This window comes from Brevundimonas aurifodinae, assembly GCF_040195595.1.
Taxonomy (GTDB): domain Bacteria; phylum Pseudomonadota; class Alphaproteobacteria; order Caulobacterales; family Caulobacteraceae; genus Brevundimonas; species Brevundimonas aurifodinae.
Genome location: NZ_JBEGDD010000012.1, coordinates 1 through 18665 on the forward strand (window position 1 = coordinate 1; position 18665 = coordinate 18665).

An 18665-nucleotide genomic window follows, 5' to 3' on the forward strand; every position below is an offset into this window, starting at 1 on the left:
GGGTCCAGACGCGATGTCGGCGCTCAAGCACCGGCCGCCCCCACCCGGTCTCCGCTTCGCGTCGACCACCCTCCCCGTTCCTGGGAGGGAGAGGCGATCACCCCCACCCCGCCCCTCGACCCCCGCCCCTCGACCCTCTAGACCCCCTCCCCCATGCCCTTTCCCTTCGACATCGCCGCCACCGACGGCCGCGCCCGCGCGGGCACCCTGCGAACGCCGCGTGGCGATATCCGCACGCCGGCCTTCATGCCCGTCGGCACCGCCGCCACGGTCAAGGCCCTGACCGTCGACCAGGTCGCCGCGACCGGGGCCGATATCCTGCTGGGCAACACCTATCACCTGATGCTGCGTCCCGGGCCCGAGCGGATGGCGCGGCTGGGCGGGCTGCATCGCTTCATGGGGTGGGACCGGCCGATCCTGACCGACAGCGGCGGCTTCCAGGTCATGTCCCTGGCCGGCATTTCGAAGGTCAAGGAAGACGCCGTCACCTTCTCCAGCCACATCGACGGCTCAAAACACGTCCTGTCGCCGGAACGCTCCATCGAGATCCAGGCCGACCGCATCGGGGCCGACATCGTCATGCAGCTGGACGAATGCGTCTCCTGGCCGGCCGAGGAACCCCGCGCCCACGCCGCCATGGAGCTCAGCGCCCGCTGGGGCGCGCGGTCCAAGGCCGCGTTCGGTACCCGCGAGACCCAGGCCCTGTTCGGCATCCAGCAGGGCTCGACGTATCAAGGCCTGCGCCGCGAATCCTCCGACCGCCTCATCGACATCGGCTTCGACGGCTATGCTATCGGCGGTCTGGCCGTGGGCGAGGGCCATCAGGCCATGTGCGAAGTGCTCGACTACGCCCCCGACATGCTGCCCGCCGACCGGCCGCGCTATCTGATGGGGGTCGGCAAGCCGATCGATCTGGTGGAAGCCGTCTGGCGCGGCGTCGACATGTTCGACTGCGTCCTGCCGACCCGCGCCGGTCGTCACGGCCAGGCCTGGACCTGGGACGGCCCTATCAATCTCAAGAATGCCCGTTTCGCCGAGGATCAGGACCCGCTGGACCCGACGATCCTCTGCCCGGCCTCATCGGCCTATTCGAAGGCCTACCTGCATCACCTGATCCGCGCCGACGAGATCCTCGGCAAGACCCTGCTCAGCTGGCACAACATCGCCTTCTTCCAGGCCCTGACCGCAGCCATGCGCGACGCCATCGCGGCGGGCCGGTTCGAGGCCTTCCGGCGCGACTTTCACGCCCGCCACGTCTCGAACTAGCGCCGCGACGCCCCCGCCGGCCGGAACCAGGCGGGCGAGGCCGGAGGCGGACAGTTGGCCCGCATGCCCAGCCCCTTCAGATAGGCCCGCCGCAGCCGACCGGCCTCTACCGCGTCCTGCACCGCCCGCGACCGCGCCTGGGCCCCGCTAAGGCGCCGCACCCAGCTGCGATACGGGATAAAGTCGGTCGCCGCGTCCCGGATGGCGTCCAGCGCCGCCTCGGCCAGGGCGTCCTGAGCCTGTTCGTTCAGGGTCGGCGAATCCGGAGCCGGCGGCTCGTCACGGTCGGGCCCCAGCGCCTCGTCCAGCCTCAGCACCTCGGCCTGGATCGGGGCGCACTGGCTCAGGTTGCGCCGGTCATAGGGATTGGCCTGCGCCTGCAGCAGAACCGTGGGGATCTGCTCGCGCCGCACGTTCAGATCGACCAGCGGCTGCGTCGCCGCATCGCCAACGCCCGCCCCCACCTGCCGCGCCGCCGAACAGCCGCCGACCAGGAGCACGCAGACGATGACGGGCAGAGTGCGCACGCCCTATCAGCTCGCCGGACGCAATGTCGAGGGATCGAATATCTGGATCTCCGAGCCGTACTCGATGAACACCACCCTGGTCGGATCGCTCTCCAGCACGCGGAAGCTGCGGTCGCCCGACATCTGAGGGCCCATCGAACCGCACGGCGGTTCGATGGGCTCGGCGTCGGCCTCTCCCGTCGCGAAGGCGTTCCACCGGGTCGCCAGCTCGCCCGTCGGCTCGAAGCCGAAGCTGCCGGGCACCGCGCCTTCAAACGTCACCGGCTGCAGCGTGCAGTTCGCGGTGTCGGGTCCTGGCGACCGGGCTCGCACGGCCTCCAGGATCGCGTCGATCGGCGCGTCAGCAGCCTTGTTGAAGATAACGACGGCCGGTCCGCGCTCGGTGCGGCCGTCATAGGTCGACTCGACCGCGAACCCCGGCAGGCTGTCGTCGGCGACCAGCTTCACATTGCCGAGCTCGGCCGGACAGGCATAACTCCAGACGGCCAGCCCCGATCCCTCGACCCTGCCCCACGCGCAACTGGCGAAGGTCTGTCGCATGACCTCGGACGGTTGCGGATCCGGCTGGACGGTGGCGGCGGGCTCGCCGGTCGGCTGGCAGGCCGCGATCACGAGCACCGGCAGGATCGCCGCGACGGCGGGAATGGTTCGCATGATCGGCCCCCTGGACAATGCCGCCGACCTTACCAGCGACCGTCCCCCTGTCCATGGAGGCTTGCCCTCAGTAGCGCCGGACGTACCAGTCGTCGTCGCCGGACAGGTTGGCGAACTTCCGCTCGTAGCCGTTGTTCGTCATCACCTCCAGGATTCCGGCCCGCTTCTCCGCGTTGCCGGCGTGCTCGATGGTGAACAGCCGCACGTCCCAGCGGGCGAAATCGAAAGGCCGGATGATGTCCAGTTCGGAACCCTCGGTGTCGATCGAGATGTAGTCGATCCGCGGCGGGGCGTTCCAGTGGGCGAGAAGGTCGCTGAGCGAGACCGTCTCGACCTCGTACCGCTCTCCTTCCATGCGGGTCGCGGCGGCATAGTCGCCGCCTTCATAGCCGGCGATGGTCGAATGCAGGGCGATCGGAGGCTGGACGAAGGTCACCATTCGCCCGCTCTCGCTGAACACCGCCCGACGATCGATGTAGCAGTTCCGGTAGGTCTGGATGTGGGGATACCAGTGCCGCGCCGGCTCCGACAGGATGCCCCGCCACCCGAGCTCCTTCTCGAGATAGTGGGTGTTGCTGGCATGACGCCCGTTGGCGGCTCCGAACTCGACGAAGAAGCCGGACCGGGGCGAGCCGAGTTCCCATGCGACCCACAGGTCCTGGAAGAACTGCGAACGGGCCAGCATCGCGTTCTCGATGCAGTACCGAATGAATTTCAGCTGTTCCTCATTGGATCGCTTAAGGCATTCGTCGCGCAGAAGACGAATGACCTCCAGGCCGCCCGCGAAGCTCATCGTGGTGCCGGCCATGGTTCACCCTCGGGGTTATCGGGCGACCGGCCCGCTGGAGGCGATGGTACGTCCTCTCGGGCTCGAACCGAGGACCCTCTGATTAAAAGTCAGATGCTCTAACCAACTGAGCTAAGGACGCGCATCGCGGGCGCAGAACGGACGGGCCGTTTCGCGGTTGCGCCTTCTGGTTCATGAGACGGCCGGGGTCAACCCCGATGATGCAAAGGCAGGAACGAATGACGCCACTGACGGGGGTCCGTATCGTCGAATTCGATGGGCTGGGTCCGGTCACCTTCGCCGGCATGGTCCTGGCCGACCTGGGCGCCGACGTGGTTCGCCTGACCCGCGCGGACGGTGCCTCGGCCTTCGGGGACGTCGGCGGGGCGGTGCTGCACCGGGGCCGGGCCGCCGTCCCGGTCGATCTGAAGTCCGAGAGCGACCGGGCCGTCGTCCTGGACCTCATCCGTCGCGCCGACGCGGTCATCGAGGGGTTTCGACCCGGGGTGCTGGAACGGCTGGGCCTGGGACCGGACGTCTGCCAGGCGGCCAATCCGCGCCTCGTGTTCGCCCGCGTCACCGGCTGGGGCCAGACGGGGCCCCTGGCCGACACCGTGGGCCACGACATCAACTACATCGCCCTGACCGGCGCGCTGCATGCGATGGGCGAGCCAGACCGGCCGCCGGCCCCACCGCTGAACCTGGTCGGAGACTACGGCGGCGGGGCCATGCTGTTGGTCACGGGCGTGCTGGCGGGCATCCTCGAAGCGAGAACGACCGGCTGCGGCCGGGTCGTCGACGCCGCCATGACGGACGGGACCTCCCTGCTGTCCAGCCTGTTTCACGCCCTGTCGGCCAGCGGGCTGTGGTCATCGCAGCGAGGATCGAACCTGCTGGACGGGGCCGCCCCCTTCTATCGCTGCTATGGCTGTGCCGACGGCGGCTTCGTCGCGGTGGGCGCGCTGGAGCCCCGGTTCTACGCCGCCCTGCTGCGGGGCCTCGGCATCGATCCGTCGGACGCGCCCCAGTTCCCGCCCGGCGGCTGGCCAGCTGTGCAGGCCCGCTTCGCCGAGATTTTCGCGACCCGCGCTCGCGACGACTGGGCGATCCATTTCGAGGGCACCGAGGCCTGCGTCACCCCGGTGCTGACGTTCGAAGAGGCGGCGCTTCACCCGCACAACGTGGCGCGGTCCACCCTGGCCGGCGATCCGGTCCAGCCGTCGCCCGCCCCCCGTTTCGACGGCGCGATCGCGACACCGGGGCTCGCCACCGTGCTGGACCGCGCGGCCCTCTCGGACCTCTGGCGTTAGGCGACGGCCGCCGGTACCGCGGCGACGGGGTCACGCCCGGCGCACGCCTCGGCCAGGGTCTCCGCCAGCAGGGCCGGATCGATCGGCTTGGTCAGGAAGGCGTGCACCCCCGCCGCGTCCCAGGCGGCGCGGTGGACATCCATGGCGTTGGCGGTCAGGGCGATGACAGGCGTTCTGCGGTTCAGCCCTCCGGCTCGAAGCCGCGACGTGGCCTCCAGCCCGTCCATGACGGGCATCTGCATGTCCATCAGGACCGCGTCGAACACCTGGGTCATCGCGGCCTCGACCGCCTCGGCCCCGTTCTCGACCAGCACCAGCGAACAGCCGTGCGGCTCCAGCAACAGCGACAGGATCCGCCGGTTCACGGCGTGATCGTCGGCCGCCAGGATCACCCGGCCCTTCAGGCTGGCCTCGTCAACAACGACCCGGCGCGGCGCCTTGGCGGCCTTGACGATGGCCTCGACCGGCAGGCTGAGCGTGAAGACCGACCCCTGCCCGACCGCGCTCTCGGCCGTCAGGCGACCACCCATGATCTCGGCCAGGCGGCGACTGATCGCCAGGCCCAGACCCGTGCCGCCATATCTGCGCGTCGTGCCGGCGTCGGCCTGTTCGAAGCTGTCGAAGATGCCGGCCAGCCGCTCGGGCGCGATGCCGCAGCCGGTGTCCGCCACGGAAACGATCAGCCGGCCATCCGCCTCGCTCCAGTCGACCGAGACCGAGATCGTCCCGTCCTCGGTGAACTTCACGGCGTTGGACAGGAGGTTGAACAGCATCTGCTGAAAGCGCAGCGGATCGGTGCGGACGGCCTCGGGAACGTTCGGCGCGATCTCGACCTGAAGGCGCACGCCGTTGGCCTCGGCTTTCGGCTGCCAGAGCCGGGTGAGCGAGGCCAGCTTGTCGCGCAGATCCATGTCCGACGCCTCGAGCTGCATCTTGCCGGCCTCGATCTTGGACAGGTCCAGAACGTCGTTGAGCAGCCCGACAAGCACGTCGCCGGCGTCGAGCAGCATAGAGACGTGCTCGCGTTGTTCGCGGTCCAGGCGCGTGCGGCGCAGCAGGTTGGCCGCCGAGATGACGGCGTTCATGGGCGTGCGGATCTCGTGGCTGATGACGGCCAGGAAGTCCGATTTGGCGGCGCTGGCCACCTCGGCCGCCGCGCGCTGGGCCTGGGCCTCGGCGTTGGCGTCCTGTAGCGCCTTGGTGGTCGAGGAACTCTGACGCACAGCGACGACCAGATGCGTCATGTAGAGCACCCCGCCGATGGCGATCAGAACGTCCTCGGGACGTCGCGCGACGATGGCCGTGGCGATCGGAAGTCCCAGAAAATAGAGGCTGTGCGGAACGACCGCCGCGATCAGGAGGGGTCGGACATGGTGCATGTGCAGGCTGACGTGCAGCAGCCCTCCGGCCACCTGGACCATGGCGAACAGCTTGCCCGCCTCGCCACCGGCGACCCAGAGGTAGGCCGAAATGCTGGAGTAGACGAGTACGTTCACCGCTGCGGTGACGCTCAGCAGGACCTTGTAGCCCAGCGACGGTTCTGTCTCCGGGCGGCGACGCAGCGGCCGGAACGCCAGCCAGTCAAAGAACTGGCTGACCACGACAGCGCCCAGCCAAACGGCGGGCCAGTAGCCCTTGCTGAGGAACCAGGCGGTCACGGCGATGAAGGCGGCAAGGCCGATCCGCGTCTTCAGCTCGCGAAACCGCACCTGGGCGATCATGGCCCAGCCGTTTGCTGATGTCTGGATCCCCTCGCCCATGCAAACTGCGTCTCACAGAGAAGCAAAGGAACGGTTGAGGAAATCACCATGCCTGTGACAGGCCCCGTGACGTCGGGCGCGCCCCGGGTTATGGAACCGTCGATCAGACAACGCGTTTCGACGCAGAATCCCGGGGAAGATCCACGCACATGAAGCGACTGTTTCTTTTGGCCGGCTCGGGCCTGACCCTGGCCCTCGGCGGCTGCGAGGAGCCCGCGCCACGCGACATCGAGACCGCGCCGCCGATGGAGGCCGACGTCGCGCCGTCCGCCGAAGACACAGCCGCGCCTGTCGTCGACACCACCGCCCCGACCGACCAGCCGCCGCCGCTCGACAACGGCCGACTTCCGCCGGCCAATCCGTCATCGGAAGAATCGGTCCAGCCTGAAAGCGAGACCCTGTTCTACTGATCGTCGCCTTATCGGTGTCGCGATTGACTGCTTCCGGGGCACCGGTGTCGGCCCCCTCGCCGACCGACAGCGCCAGCCGAGGCCCCCGCGTGCTTCTTCGCCATTCCAGTCTGACCCTGTTTGCCGCCACGGCGTCGGCGACACTGATGATCGCCGGGACGGCCCATGCGGACCCCAGGGCCCAGATCAGAGGCACGCTGCCGGACGACCTGCGCGCCCAGATCGAACAGGCCATCGGCGAAACGGACGGCCCGCCGACGAACCGGTTCGAAGCCCGACGCCGCGCCCGGGCCGCGATGGAATCCGCCGAGGCCCTGCTGAGGTCAGAGGGCTACTATCAGCCGTTGCTGGAGGACATCGTCGAGGGCGAGGACACCCCCGTGGCGATCGTCTCGATCGATCCAGGCCGGCGGTTCGTCATCGGCAATCTCGACGTCCAATGGCAGGCGCCGGAGCCTCCTTCAGAGGTGATCGAGACGGCGCGAACGCGGCTCGAACTGTCGCCCGGCGATCCCGGCCGTGCCGCCGACGTCATCGCCGCCGAGGGGCGCATCATCGCCAGCCTGACCCGACAGGGCTATCCCGACGCCGACGTCCAGCCCCGCCGCGTGGTGGTCGATCATGCCACCTTCACCGTGGCCCCGACCTACCGCATCGCCTCCGGCTCGCTCGTTCGACTGGACGGCGTTCGGATCGAGACGGCCGGTCCGACGAATCCGGCCTGGGTGGCCGCCCTCGCGCCGTGGCAGGAAGGCGATCGCTACGACCCCGAACAGGTCGCCGAGCTCGAGCGCCGCCTGCTGGAGACGGGCGTTTACGACGGCGTCGGCGTCGCTCTGACGCCGGCTGACCAGGCGACCCAGACCGGAACGCGCCCGATCGTCGTCACCCTGACCGACCGGCCCCGTCGCATCCTCGAAGCAGGCGCGACCTTTTCGACGGCCGACGGTTCAGGGGTCGAGGGGCTGTGGACCTGGTACAACCGCTTCGGTCGGGCCGACACCCTGACCTTCCAGGCCCGCGTCGCCGACATCGACAGCCGGATCGGGGCCGACCTGTCCCTGCCCCACTGGCGGCGGCCCGGTCAGACCCTGGCGCTGTCAGCCGCCGTGGTGAACGAGGACACCGACGCCTATCGCCGGACAGCCGGGGTCGTCTCGGCCGACATCCGTCAGAGGATCGGAAAGACGTCCTGGGTCAGCTACGGCCTCGGCCTCGACGCCGGCCGCTATGACGAGAACCGCTTCGATCCGCTGACCCAGGCGCCGCTGTCGATCAGCCGGGACCTGGCGCTTCTGACCGCGCGGGGTTCCGCCTATCTGGATCAGTCGAACGATCCTCTGGACCCGACCACCGGCTGGCGGGCCACGCTGAGCGTCCAGCCGACGGCGGTGGCCGGAGAGGACAACATCCTGTTCCTGCGGACCGAGGCACAGCTGACCGGCTATGTTCCGCTGCAGGACGGCGGACGAACGGTCGCTGCTGGGCGGATCAGACTGGGCTCCATCCTCGGTGGCGATGAGCTGACCATCCCGGCCGACCGGCTGTTCTACTCGGGCGGCGGAGGCTCGGTGCGGGGCTATGAATATCAGGGCGTCGCGCCGCGCCTGCCCGACAACACCCCGCGCGGCGGCCTGTCGCTGTTCGAGGTCTCGGCCGAGGTCCGTCGCGATCTGGGGCGCAATTTCGGCGCGGTCGCCTTCATCGACGCCGGGGCGGTCGGCTTCGACGAGGCGCCCGACTTCTCCAACCTGCGCTACGCCGTGGGCATCGGCGCGCGCTACAACCTGTCCTTCGGCCCGATCCGCGCCGACATCGCCTTCCCCCTCGACAAGCGCGAGGGCGACGCCGACTTCCAGATCTACATCAGCATCGGCCAGGCGTTTTGACCGACGCGCCCGAGACACCGGAGCCGGTCAAGGCCGAGAAGCGCCGTCGCACCCGGCTCCAGGCTCTCGCCTTCTTCGGCGGCATGGTCGTCGCGGGCCTTCTGGCCGTGTTCCTGATCCTGGCGGTCGGGGGACGGATGTATCTGGTCTCCGGCCCGGGCCGGGAACTGGTCACCAGCTTCGTCACCGGCCAGAAGATCGGGCGGTACGGGCGCATCAACGTCGAGGGCCTGTCGGGCGACCTGTTCGACGACTTCACCATCCGGCGTGTCACCGTCACCGACGCCCGGGGCGTCTGGCTGGAAGCCAACGAGGTCCGGGTGGACTGGTCCTACTGGCCCCTCGTTGCCCGGCGCTTCCACGCCACGCAGATCACCGCCGAACAGATCAGGCTGCTGCGCCGGCCCGAGGTCGAGCCGCCGGATGGACGCCCGCCACGCCCCCTCCCGCTGGACATCGATATCGACAGCTTCCAGGCGAACGTCGAGCTGCTGGAGGGCTTCTCGAAGGAATACGGCCGGTGGCGACTGACCGGGGAGGCCGCCGTACCCCGGCGCGGCGACAAGACCGCCCGGATCGGCGCCTACAGTCTGAACCGCCCGGGGGATTTCCTCCGGGTTTCGGCGACCCTCGGAGCCGGCCCCGAGGACCTGCGCCTCAACCTTCGCGCCAACGAGGCCCAGGGCGGCCCGCTCGCGGGATCGCTGGGCTATTCCCCCGACCAGCCCTTCTTCGCCTCGGCCGTGGTCAACGGAGAGATCATCAACGCCACGGTCCGCACCGGCGACTTCACGCCGGTCACGGTGCGCGGTCGGTATGGAGCGGCCGGATCGCGGATCTCGGGATATTTCGATTTCAGCGGGTCCGATCTGCTGGGCCCCTTCGTCCGGCGTATCGGCCGAACGGCGCGCTTCGGCTTCGCCTCGGTGCCCGCCGTCGAAGAGGGCGTGCACGGCGTCGCCTGGCGCCTGCTCGCCGACAATCTGACGTCGAGCGCGCGGGGGCGGTTGCGGCTTTCGGATCGCAGCGTGCCGGACGCGCTGAACCTGTCGGTTTCGACGCCCTCCCTCACGCGTCTGGTCGGCTCGGAGACCGGTGGCGCGACACGCTATGAGGCGACCTTCACCGGGGACGCCGAGACGTGGAGCCTGGACGGCAGGCTCAGGATTGAGGACGCCAACTTGGCGAGTTACACGGCCGACCTCATCGCAGGACCGTTCGACGTCACGGCCGACGGCGGTCGCTATACGCTCACGGGCGATCTGGCGGCGAACGGCGGCAGCGGGTCCGGCATCGTCGGCGGACTTCTGGGCGCGTCACCGACGGCCGCGTTCGAGGCGACGCGACTGGCCGACGGCGCCCTCCTGCTCGAGCGGATCGATGCGCGCGGGCAGGCGCTGACGCTGACGGGCTCGGGCGGCCGCAACCTGATGGGCGGCCTGGGCTTTAGCGGCCGCGCCGAGATCACCGATATCGGCCGCCTCCGCCCCGGCGCGCGCGGCGCGTTCGGTGGGCCGATCAGCGCCACCTCGGCCCGGTCGGGCGCGCCCTGGACCCTGACCTTCGACGGTCGAGGCACGCGCCTGGCCAGCGGCATGGCCGAACTGGACCGCCTGCTGGGAGCCACCCCCCGGCTCCAGCTGGCCGGCAACCTGCGCAGCGGCCAAATCGCTGTTGAGCGCGCCGTCCTGACGGGCGCGGCCGGCACCGCCACGGCACGCGGCCTGATCGAGCCGGAGGGACGCCTTCGCCTTGCCCTGGACTGGAACGCGCAGGGGCCGTTCGGTGTCGGACCGGTCGCCATCGACGGTGCCATGACCGGTAACGGAGCCCTGACCGGCACCCTGGCCCAGCCGCGCGCCGACCTGACGGCCAGTTTCGGCCGGGTCGCCGCCGGTCCGCTGACCCTGACCGACGCCGATCTGACGCTCAGTTTCCGACGGGGAGCGGACGCCTCGGACGGACGTGTGGCCCTCACCGCCGGGTCGAACTACGGGCCGGCCCGGGCGTCCGGCAGCTTCTTCCTCGGCGGAAACCGCATCCGGCTCTCGGACGTGGATCTGGACGCCGGCGGCGTAACGGCCCAGGGCGCGATCGCCCTGGCGAACAATACGCCCTCCAGCGCGGACCTGACGTTCACTGCGCGGCCCGGCGCCTTCCTGGCCTCCGGCACCGCAGACGGCCGCATCCGCCTGACCGAGGGCGCGGGGTCCGAGACCGCGATCCTGGACGTCACCGGGCGCAACGTCCGGCTGTCGAATTCCAGCTGGACCCTGCGCACCCTGGAGCTGAACGGGCGCGGCACGCTGGAGCGACTGCCCTTCACCGTGGTCGCCGACGTCGGAGGCGCGACGCCCGTCGCCTTCGACGGATCGGGCGTCTACTCTCGCCAGGGCGACGCGCAGAGCGTGACGCTGAGCGGGGACGGCCGGGTCCGCGAGATCGCCTTTTCCACCCGCAACCCGGCGGTGGTCGCCCTGGCCGGCGACGGGCGGGTGGCGCGGCTGGACCTGTCGGTGGGGGGTGGCGTCCTGCTGGGCGAACTGCGCCAGGATTCCGACGCCGCGGTGATCCAGGCCGACCTGACCAGCGTCGATCTGGGGTCGATCGCGCCCGATCTGCGCGGCCAGGTCACCGGCCGGGTGTCGCTGCGCGGCGCGGGCGATGATCTTTCGGGCTCGGCCAACATTCGCCTGGCCGGGTTGCGCAGCACCGACGCCCCCCGCGGCCTCAGCGTCGACGGGGCCGTCACCGCGACCCTGGTCAACAACACTCTGCGGATCCAGGCCAATGCTTCAGGAACCGACGCGGTGACCGCCACCGCCGACGTGACCCTGCCGGTCGAGGCCTCGGCCGCGCCGCTGCGGCTCGCCATTGCCCGGACGCGGCCCATGTCGGGCGAGATCGACATCGACGGCCAGATCCAGCCGATCTGGGACGTCTTCTTCGGGGGCGAAAGGTCCCTCGCCGGGCAGGTCGATGGCCGCGCTACCCTGGGCGGCACCCTGGCGGCCCCATTGATCAACGGCCGGCTGGCCCTCGCCGAGGGCCGGTTCCGCGACAACGGCTCGGGCCTTGTGCTGGACGACATGGCTCTGGCGGCGCGGTTCGACGACGCGACGGCCCTGATCCAGACCTTCACCGCCACCGACGGGTCGGGCGGCACGGTCTCGGGCGACGGCCGGATCGGCCTGCGCCAGGGGTCCGGCTCCAGCTTCGAACTGGCCCTGACCCGGTTCCGCATCATCGACAACTACATCGCGGAGGCTCGTGCCTCGGGCCCGCTGACCGTGGTTCGCGCGGCCGATGGCAACGTCACCCTGTCGGGCGAGATCAACGTCGACGAGGCCCGGATCGAGGCCAATCCGCCGGGGTCCAACGGCATCGTCCGCATGGATGTGGTCGAGATCAACCGTCCCGGCGGCGATACCGATGAGGATGACGAGGTCACCGCGTCGCGCGGTCCCCAGATCGGTCTGGACATCCGCCTGCGCTCACGGGGCGGCGAGGTCGCCGTGGTCGGTCGGGGCCTGAACGTCCTGCTGAACGTCAACGCCCGTGTGGCCGGCACGGTGAACCAGCCGGTCCTGACCGGCAACGCCAACATCGTGCGCGGCGACTATGACTTCGCCGGCAAGCGGTTCGTCTTCGACGAGCGCGGCTCGGTCTCTCTGTCGACCGATCCGGAACGGATCCGGCTCAATCTGACAGCCGTGCGAGACGATCCCGCCCTGACTGCGACCATCCGGGTGACCGGCACGGCGGCGCGGCCGGAGATCGTGCTCACCTCCAGTCCAGCCCTGCCCCAGGACGAGATCCTGTCCCAGGTGCTGTTCGGTCGATCGGCGTCGCAGTTGTCGCCGTTCGAGGCGGCGCAGCTGGCGGCCGGCGTCGCCTCCCTGGCGGGCGGGGGCGGCTTCGATGTGATCGGCAATCTGCGCGAACTGGCGGGACTGGACCGGCTGTCGTTCGGCGGCGAGGCCTCGGCCCTGACGGTCGCGGGCGGGCGCTACATCACCGACGACGTCTATCTGGAGATCATCGGCGGCGGCGAGGGCGGAGCGGCGGTGAACGTCGAGTGGCAGGTCCGGCGGAACCTGGCCATCACGTCCCAGTTCGGCGGCCAGGGCGACGCGACCCTGTCGATCCGCTGGCGGCGGCAGTCGCGGGTCCCCGGCACGGGCCGGCAGGACCGCCGACCCAATGCCGAGGCCGTGGCGTCAGACTAGCGCGCGGCTTCCATCTGGAGCTTGTCCAGCTTGTTGATGCCGCGCAGGCCGGCGATGTGCAGGATCATCTGGACGACCATGATCGCGACCGACAGGGCGATCTGCCACATCGGGATGACCGGCATGCCCGGCATCGACGAGGCCAGAAGCGGCGTCGCGGCCGTCGACAGGATGCCATAGGCGATCAAAACCATGAACAGGATGGCGATGAACTTGCCGGGATTGCGCCACTGGACGATGCCGAGGATCAGCTGAAGAACGGCCAGACCCCCCTTCAGGTAGATCGCGAACTGCGCCCCCATGGCAGCGGCGGCTTCGGTGTTGGCGTCCCCGCCGGCGGCGGAGGCAACAGCCTCCTGCATCTGTCCGGGGTTGGCCAGGGACCAGGCGACGGTGACGGCCCCGACGAGCACGCCGATGAAGATCGAGATCGCGCTGGCCTTCGAGGCCGCTTCCGCCTCGGCCTCCGTTCGAAGCGGCGCGGCGGGGTTCATGCCGGTGATCAAGCTGGCCATTCGTATCCTCCCTGAAATGACAACGGTCCTTTACATGACAAGGGTCCCTTACACAAGCGGCGGCGTGAGGCCTCTTCCCGGGGTTCACCTTTGAGGTTCGTCCGGCTACAACCGGCCCATGCGGATTCTCCCACAGGATCATGCCGCCCTCGACCTGGTCGGGCGGGGGGCGGCGGTCCTGATCGATCGCGCGGTCGCCTGGGCCAACGTCAACTCCGGCAGCGACCACGCCGAGGGTCTCCAGGCCACCCTGGAACGGCTCGAGACCGAAGCGGCACGCCTGCCCGCCGAGACCGAACGGGTCCCGACGCAAGGCTTCTCCACCGTCGCTGACGACGGGAGCCTGATGCCCCAGGCGCGAGCGGACGCGCTGAAGATCACGGCCCGGCCCGAGGCCCCGATCCAGGTCGTCCTGACCGGCCACTATGACACCGTCTATCCCGCTGACAGCGCCTTTCAGCGTGTCGCCTCGCGCCCAGACGGCGCGTTGAACGGCCCCGGCATCGCCGACATGAAGGGCGGCATTTCGGTCATGCTGGGCGCGCTGGAAGCCTTCGAGACCCATCCGGAGCGGGAGCGCGTCGGCTGGACCGTGCTGCTGTCGCCAGACGAGGAGATCGGCTCGCCCGCCTCGGCCCCGCTGCTGGCCGGGCTCGGCGCGCGCGGCCATATCGGCATGACCTATGAGCCGGCCCTGGCGGACGGGACGCTCGCAGGGGCCCGGAAAGGCAGCGGCAACTTTCATCTGGTTGTCTCCGGCAAGGCCGCCCACGCCGGTCGCGCCTTCGACGAAGGGAGCAACGCCGTCGCCGGCGCGGCCCTGGTCGCCGCCGCCCTGCATGCGCTGAACGGTCAGCGCGAAGGCGTCACGGTCAACGTCGCCCGCATCTCCGGTGGCGGGGCGCTGAACGTCGTGGCCGACAACGCCGTGGTTCGCTTCAACGTCCGGGTGCCCGATCTCGCGGCCGCCGACTGGATCACCGCCGCCATCGCCGAAATCGCCTCCCAGCCCCCCTTCAAGGGCCTGACGCTGGAGCTGCACGGCGGCTTCACCCGCCCGCCCAAACCGATGGACGCCGCCCAGACCGCGCTGTTCGAGGCGGTGCGCGAGACCGGAGCCTTGCTGGGTCAGACCATCGCCTGGTCGCCGTCCGGTGGCGTCTGCGAAGGCAACAATCTTCACGCGGCGGGCCTGCCCAACATCGACACCCTGGGCGTCCGGGGCGGCCTGATCCATTCAACCCAGGAGTTCGCCTGGCCCGATAGCTTCATCGAGCGGGCCCAGCTGTCGCTGCTGATGCTGTGCAAGATCGCCTCCGGCGAGATCGACGCCGAACACCTGAAACGCCTGCGTCTGGAGACGATGTAGATGCTCGTCGTCCGCCCCGCCGGTCCCGCCGACCTGGACCATCTGCTGGAGCTCGCCATCCTGTCGGGCCCCGGCTTCACCAGCCTGCCCGAGGATCCGGACCAGCTGGTCGAGCGCCTGGACATCAGCCGCGACAGCTTCACCGGCGTCCTGTCGCCCGAGAAGCGCTGGTACACCCTGATGATGGAGGAGGCCGACACCGGCGACATCGACGGCATCGCCTCGGTGAAGGCGGCGGTCGGGCTGAACCGGCCCTTCTTCTCGTTCCGGCTGGCCAATCAGGCCGCCGCGTCGCCGTCGCTCAACATCCGGCTCGACCACCAGACCCTGCAGCTGGTCAACGAGTGCAACGGCTGGACCGAGGTCGGGTCGCTGTTCCTGAAGGCGGACCGGCGCAAGGGCGGCGCGGGGCGGCTGCTGAGCCAGTCGCGCTACATGCTGATCGGGGCCGAGCCCGAGCTGTTCGCCGACATGGTGCTGGCCGAGCTGCGCGGTGTGTTCACGCCGGACGGAGCCTGCCCCTTCTGGGACCATGTGGCGCACAAATTCTTCCCGATGGAGTTCGACCAGGCCGACATGATGACCGGCTCGACCGACAAGCAGTTCATCATCGACCTGGCGCCGCGCCACCCGATCTATGTCGACCTGCTGCCCGAGCCGGCCCGCGCCGTGATCGGCAAGGTTCATCCCCAGGGTGTCGCCGCCATGGCCCTGCTGGAGAGCGAAGGCTTCCGCCCCAACGGCCTGGTCGACATCTTCGACGCCGGGCCGACCGTGACCTGCCAGCGCGACCATATCCGCACCGTCCGCGACGCCCGCCGCCTGACGGTCCAGATCACCGAGGACGTCGAGGCGGAACTGCCCGCCCTGATTTCGACCGACAGCGTCTCCGCCTTCCGCGCGGTCCGGGCCAAGGCCCAGATCGAAGGCGACACCGTGCGCCTGACCCCCGAGGTCGCGACGGCGCTCAAGCTCGGCGACGGCGACGTCGCGCGGGTCAAGACGTGACCCTGTTCCTTCCGCTCATCCCCGCGAAAGCGGGGACCCAGTGCTTTGGCGAAGGACAGGAGCGATCCTGTTCCGTTGGCCATCCCCGACACCTCTCCTCGCAACAGAACTGGGTCCCCGCTTTCGCGGGGATGAGCGGAAAAGATGATTGACGGACATCTCTATCTGAACGGCCAGTGGACCGCAGGGCGCGGCGACGGCTTCGCCTCGTTCGATCCGGCGACCGAGGCGCGTGTCTGGCGCGGGAACGAGGCCTCGCCCGATCAGGTCGGAGCCGCGGTCGCCGCCGCCCGCGCCGCCTTCCCCGGCTGGGCCGACCGGCCGCGCGACGAACGCATCGCGGCCATGAAACGCTATCAGGCCGCGCTGAAGGCCCGCGCCCCGGCCTTCGCAGAGGCCATCAGCCGCGAGACCGGCAAGGCGCTGTGGGAGACCACCGCCGAGCTGGGCACCATGGCCGGCAAGGTCGACATCTCCATTCGAGCCTATGACGAGCGCACCGGAGAGCGCACCTCCGAGACCGCCTTCGGCCACGCGACCCTGCGCCATCGCCCGCATGGCGTTGCGGCGGTGCTGGGGCCGTTCAACTTCCCCGGCCATCTGCCGAACGGCCACATCGTCCCGGCCCTGCTGGCGGGGGACACCGTCGTGTTCAAGCCATCGGAAGAGACGCCGCACGCAGGCCAGTTGATCGCTGAATGCCTGGCCGAGGCCGCCCTGCCGGCCGGAGTGTTCAACCTGGTTCAGGGCGGGCGCGACGTGGGCGCCGCCCTGCTGGACCAGCCGATCGACGCCCTGATGTTCACCGGCTCGGGCGCGGCGGGCGCGCATTTCCGGAGGAAGTTCGCCGACAATCCTCACGTCATCCTGGCGCTGGAACTGGGCGGCAACAATCCACTGGTCGTGTGGGACGCGGCCGATCCCGAAGCTGTAGCGGGGTTGGTCGTCCAGTCGGCCTTCGTCACCACGGGCCAGAGGTGCAGCTGCGCCCGGCGGCTGATCGTGCCGGAGGGTGCGGCGGGGGACGCCATCATCGAGGCCGTCGACGGACTTGTGGACCGGCTGATCTTCGCGCCCTGGGATTCGACGCCCGAGCCCTATGGGGGTCCGTTGATCTCCAAGCGCGCCGCCGAACAGGCGCTGGGCGCGCTCCAGCAGCGCATCGGTCTCGGGGCGAAGGTGATCCGGGCGTCGGGACCGGTGGACAACCTGCCCGGTGCCTTCGTCCGACCCGCCATCCTCGACGTCACCGGCGTCGATGTGCCCGACGAGGAGATGTTCGCCCCCTTCCTGTCGGTGACCCGCGTCGCCTCATTCGACGAGGCCATCGCCGCCGCCAACGCGACCCGGTATGGGCTGAGCGCGGGCCTCATCAGCGACGATCCCGCGAACTGGGACCGCTTCATCCGCCGCATTCGCGCGGGCGTCGTGAACTTCAACCGGCCGACGACGGGTGCCGCCGGGGACATGCCCTTCGGCGGCCTCGGGGCCAGCGGCAACCACCGGCCATCCGCCTACTACGCCGCCGACTACTGCGCCTATCCGGTGGCCAGCTTCGAGGCGGGGGCGGTGTGGAATATCGAGGGCGAAATGAAGGGGCTGCGATGACCTCCGCCGTCGAAGCCAACGCCGACGGCCTGATCGGGCCGACGCACTCCTATGCCGGTCTGAGCCCCGGCAACCTCGCCTCCAGCCTGAACAAGGGCGAGGCGTCGAACCCGCGCGCGGCGGTGCTGCAGGGGCTCGACAAGATGAAGCGGCTGGCGGACCTCGGCCTGCCCCAGTTCGTCCTGCCGCCGCACGAGCGGCCCAACATCCCCTTCCTGCGCAGTCTCGGTTTCACCGGCTCGGACGCGGCCGTGCTGGAACGCGCCTGGAAGGTCGCGCCCAGCTTCGCCGCCGCCGCCTGCTCGGCCAGCCCGATGTGGGCCGCCAACGCCGCGACCGTGACGCCCGGCGCCGACAGCGGCGACGGCAGGGTCCACTTCACGCCCGCCAATCTTCACACCAATCTGCACCGCTCGCTGGAACACGCCCAGACGAAGCGGTCGCTGGACGCCCTGTTCCCCGATCCCGCGCGGTTCGCCGTCCACGACGCCCTGTCGCCGGTGGCCCACCTCGCCGACGAAGGCGCGGCGAACCACGTCCGCCTGTGCGCCGAGCACGGGGCACCGGGGGTCAACCTGCTCGTCTGGGGACGGGACGCCTTCGAGGCGTGGGACGGTCCCTACCCTGCCCGCCAGACCCGCCAGGCATCCGAGGCCATCGCCCGTCGCCACGGCGCGTCCGGCGCGGTCCTGGCCCAGCAATCCCGCGCCGCCATCGCCGGCGGGACCTTCCACAACGACGTGGTCTGCGTCGGCGCGCTGGACACCCTGTTTCACCACGAGCTGGCGTTCGAGGATACTGCGGCCACCCACACCGCCATTCGCGCGGCGGCGCAGGGGTTCCAGCCGATCTTCGTGGAGGTCTCGTCCGCCGACCTGCCGCTGGCCGACGCGATCTCGAGCTATCTGTTCAACTCCATGCTGGTCAGTCTGCCCGGCGAAGACCGGCTGACGCTGATCTGCCCGACCGAGACGCGCGACAACGCCCGCAGCCACGCGGTGGCCCAGGGGTTGGTGGCGTCGAACGGGCCGATCGGCCGGGTCGAATACGTCGATGTGCGCCAGTCGATGCGCAACGGCGGCGGCCCCGCCTGCCTGCGGCTGCGCGTCGTCCTGACCGAAGCGGAACTCGACGCGACCAATCCGGCGATGCGCCTGACAGACGACCTGCACGCTCGCCTGTCGAGCTGGGCCGGGCGTCACTATCGCGACCGCCTGACGCCCGCCGACCTCGCCGATCCGGCGCTGATCGACGAGAGCCGGGCGGCGCTGGAAGACTTGACCGCGCTGCTGAATCTCGGGTCAGGGTTCTATCCCTTTCAACGGATCTGATC

The 18665-nt window shown here is 69.9% G+C and carries 14 protein-coding genes and 1 tRNA gene; 9 read left to right on the forward strand and 6 right to left on the reverse strand.

The annotated features are described in order from the left end of the window. Nucleotides 1-153: 153 nt before the first annotated feature. Nucleotides 154-1266: a tRNA guanosine(34) transglycosylase Tgt gene (tgt, locus tag ABN401_RS13430; RefSeq protein ID WP_349685371.1), complete on the forward strand. Its 1113-nt coding sequence runs from the start codon at nt 154-156 to the stop codon at nt 1264-1266. Here the strand turns inward: tgt and ABN401_RS13435 are convergent. From ABN401_RS13435 to ABN401_RS13450, 4 genes are all read right to left on the reverse strand, one after another. Next, complete coding sequence (locus ABN401_RS13435) at nt 1263-1793, reverse strand: hypothetical protein (protein WP_349685372.1); 531 nt, start codon at nt 1791-1793, stop codon at nt 1263-1265. The two genes, tgt and ABN401_RS13435, sit on opposite strands and share 4 nt — an antisense overlap. Nucleotides 1794-1799: 6 nt before the next feature. Then, a complete protein-coding gene (locus ABN401_RS13440) occupies nt 1800-2447 on the reverse strand; it encodes a hypothetical protein (RefSeq protein ID WP_349685373.1) in 648 nt (215 codons plus the stop codon). Between the two features lie 67 nt (nt 2448-2514). Continuing rightward, nucleotides 2515-3255 carry an FkbM family methyltransferase gene (locus ABN401_RS13445; protein ID WP_349685374.1) on the reverse strand — a complete coding sequence of 247 codons (741 nt, stop codon included), beginning with the start codon at nt 3253-3255 and terminating at the stop codon, nt 2515-2517. 44 nt (nt 3256-3299) lie between these two features. Then, nucleotides 3300-3376, reverse strand: a tRNA-Lys gene (locus ABN401_RS13450). Nucleotides 3377-3473: 97 nt separating this feature from the next. Between ABN401_RS13450 and ABN401_RS13455 the strand changes: the two genes are divergently transcribed. Next, complete coding sequence (locus ABN401_RS13455) at nt 3474-4544, forward strand: CaiB/BaiF CoA transferase family protein (RefSeq protein ID WP_349685375.1); 1071 nt, start codon at nt 3474-3476, stop codon at nt 4542-4544. On the opposite strand, the gene ABN401_RS13460 is transcribed toward ABN401_RS13455, so the two are convergent. Further along, nucleotides 4541-6304: an ATP-binding protein gene (locus ABN401_RS13460; protein WP_349685376.1), complete on the reverse strand. Its 1764-nt coding sequence runs from the start codon at nt 6302-6304 to the stop codon at nt 4541-4543. The two genes, ABN401_RS13455 and ABN401_RS13460, sit on opposite strands and share 4 nt — an antisense overlap. Nucleotides 6305-6453: 149 nt before the next feature. On the opposite strand from ABN401_RS13460, the gene ABN401_RS13465 reads away from it, so the two are divergent. The 3 genes from ABN401_RS13465 to ABN401_RS13475 all read left to right on the forward strand — a co-directional run bounded on the left by ABN401_RS13465 (nt 6454) and on the right by ABN401_RS13475 (nt 12832). Continuing rightward, a complete protein-coding gene (locus ABN401_RS13465; RefSeq protein WP_349685377.1) occupies nt 6454-6714 on the forward strand; it encodes a hypothetical protein in 261 nt (86 codons plus the stop codon). A gap of 89 nt (nt 6715-6803) precedes the next feature. Beyond that, on the forward strand, nt 6804-8603 hold the full coding sequence (locus ABN401_RS13470; RefSeq protein ID WP_349685378.1) for an autotransporter assembly complex protein TamA: 1800 nt from the start codon (nt 6804-6806) through the stop codon (nt 8601-8603). Next, nucleotides 8600-12832 carry a translocation/assembly module TamB domain-containing protein gene (locus ABN401_RS13475; RefSeq protein WP_349685379.1) on the forward strand — a complete coding sequence of 1411 codons (4233 nt, stop codon included), beginning with the start codon at nt 8600-8602 and terminating at the stop codon, nt 12830-12832. The genes ABN401_RS13470 and ABN401_RS13475 overlap by 4 nt, the downstream gene beginning before the upstream one ends. Here the strand turns inward: ABN401_RS13475 and ABN401_RS13480 are convergent. Continuing rightward, nucleotides 12829-13347 carry a hypothetical protein gene (locus ABN401_RS13480; RefSeq protein WP_349685380.1) on the reverse strand — a complete coding sequence of 173 codons (519 nt, stop codon included), beginning with the start codon at nt 13345-13347 and terminating at the stop codon, nt 12829-12831. The two genes, ABN401_RS13475 and ABN401_RS13480, sit on opposite strands and share 4 nt — an antisense overlap. Before the next feature lie 118 nt (nt 13348-13465). Between ABN401_RS13480 and ABN401_RS13485 the strand changes: the two genes are divergently transcribed. From ABN401_RS13485 to astB, 4 genes are all read left to right on the forward strand, one after another. Next, nucleotides 13466-14716 (forward strand): hydrolase, encoded by a 1251-nt coding sequence (locus tag ABN401_RS13485; RefSeq protein WP_349685381.1) that lies wholly within the window; start codon nt 13466-13468, stop codon nt 14714-14716. Next, entirely contained in the window at nt 14717-15724 is a 1008-nt protein-coding gene (locus ABN401_RS13490; protein WP_349685382.1) for an arginine N-succinyltransferase, read from the forward strand. It abuts the gene before it with no gap. Nucleotides 15725-15871: 147 nt separating this feature from the next. After that, a complete protein-coding gene (gene astD / locus ABN401_RS13495) occupies nt 15872-17332 on the forward strand; it encodes a succinylglutamate-semialdehyde dehydrogenase (protein ID WP_349685506.1) in 1461 nt (486 codons plus the stop codon). Continuing rightward, complete coding sequence (gene astB, locus ABN401_RS13500) at nt 17329-18663, forward strand: N-succinylarginine dihydrolase (RefSeq protein ID WP_349685383.1); 1335 nt, start codon at nt 17329-17331, stop codon at nt 18661-18663. The genes astD and astB overlap by 4 nt, the downstream gene beginning before the upstream one ends. Nucleotides 18664-18665 lie beyond the last annotated feature (2 nt).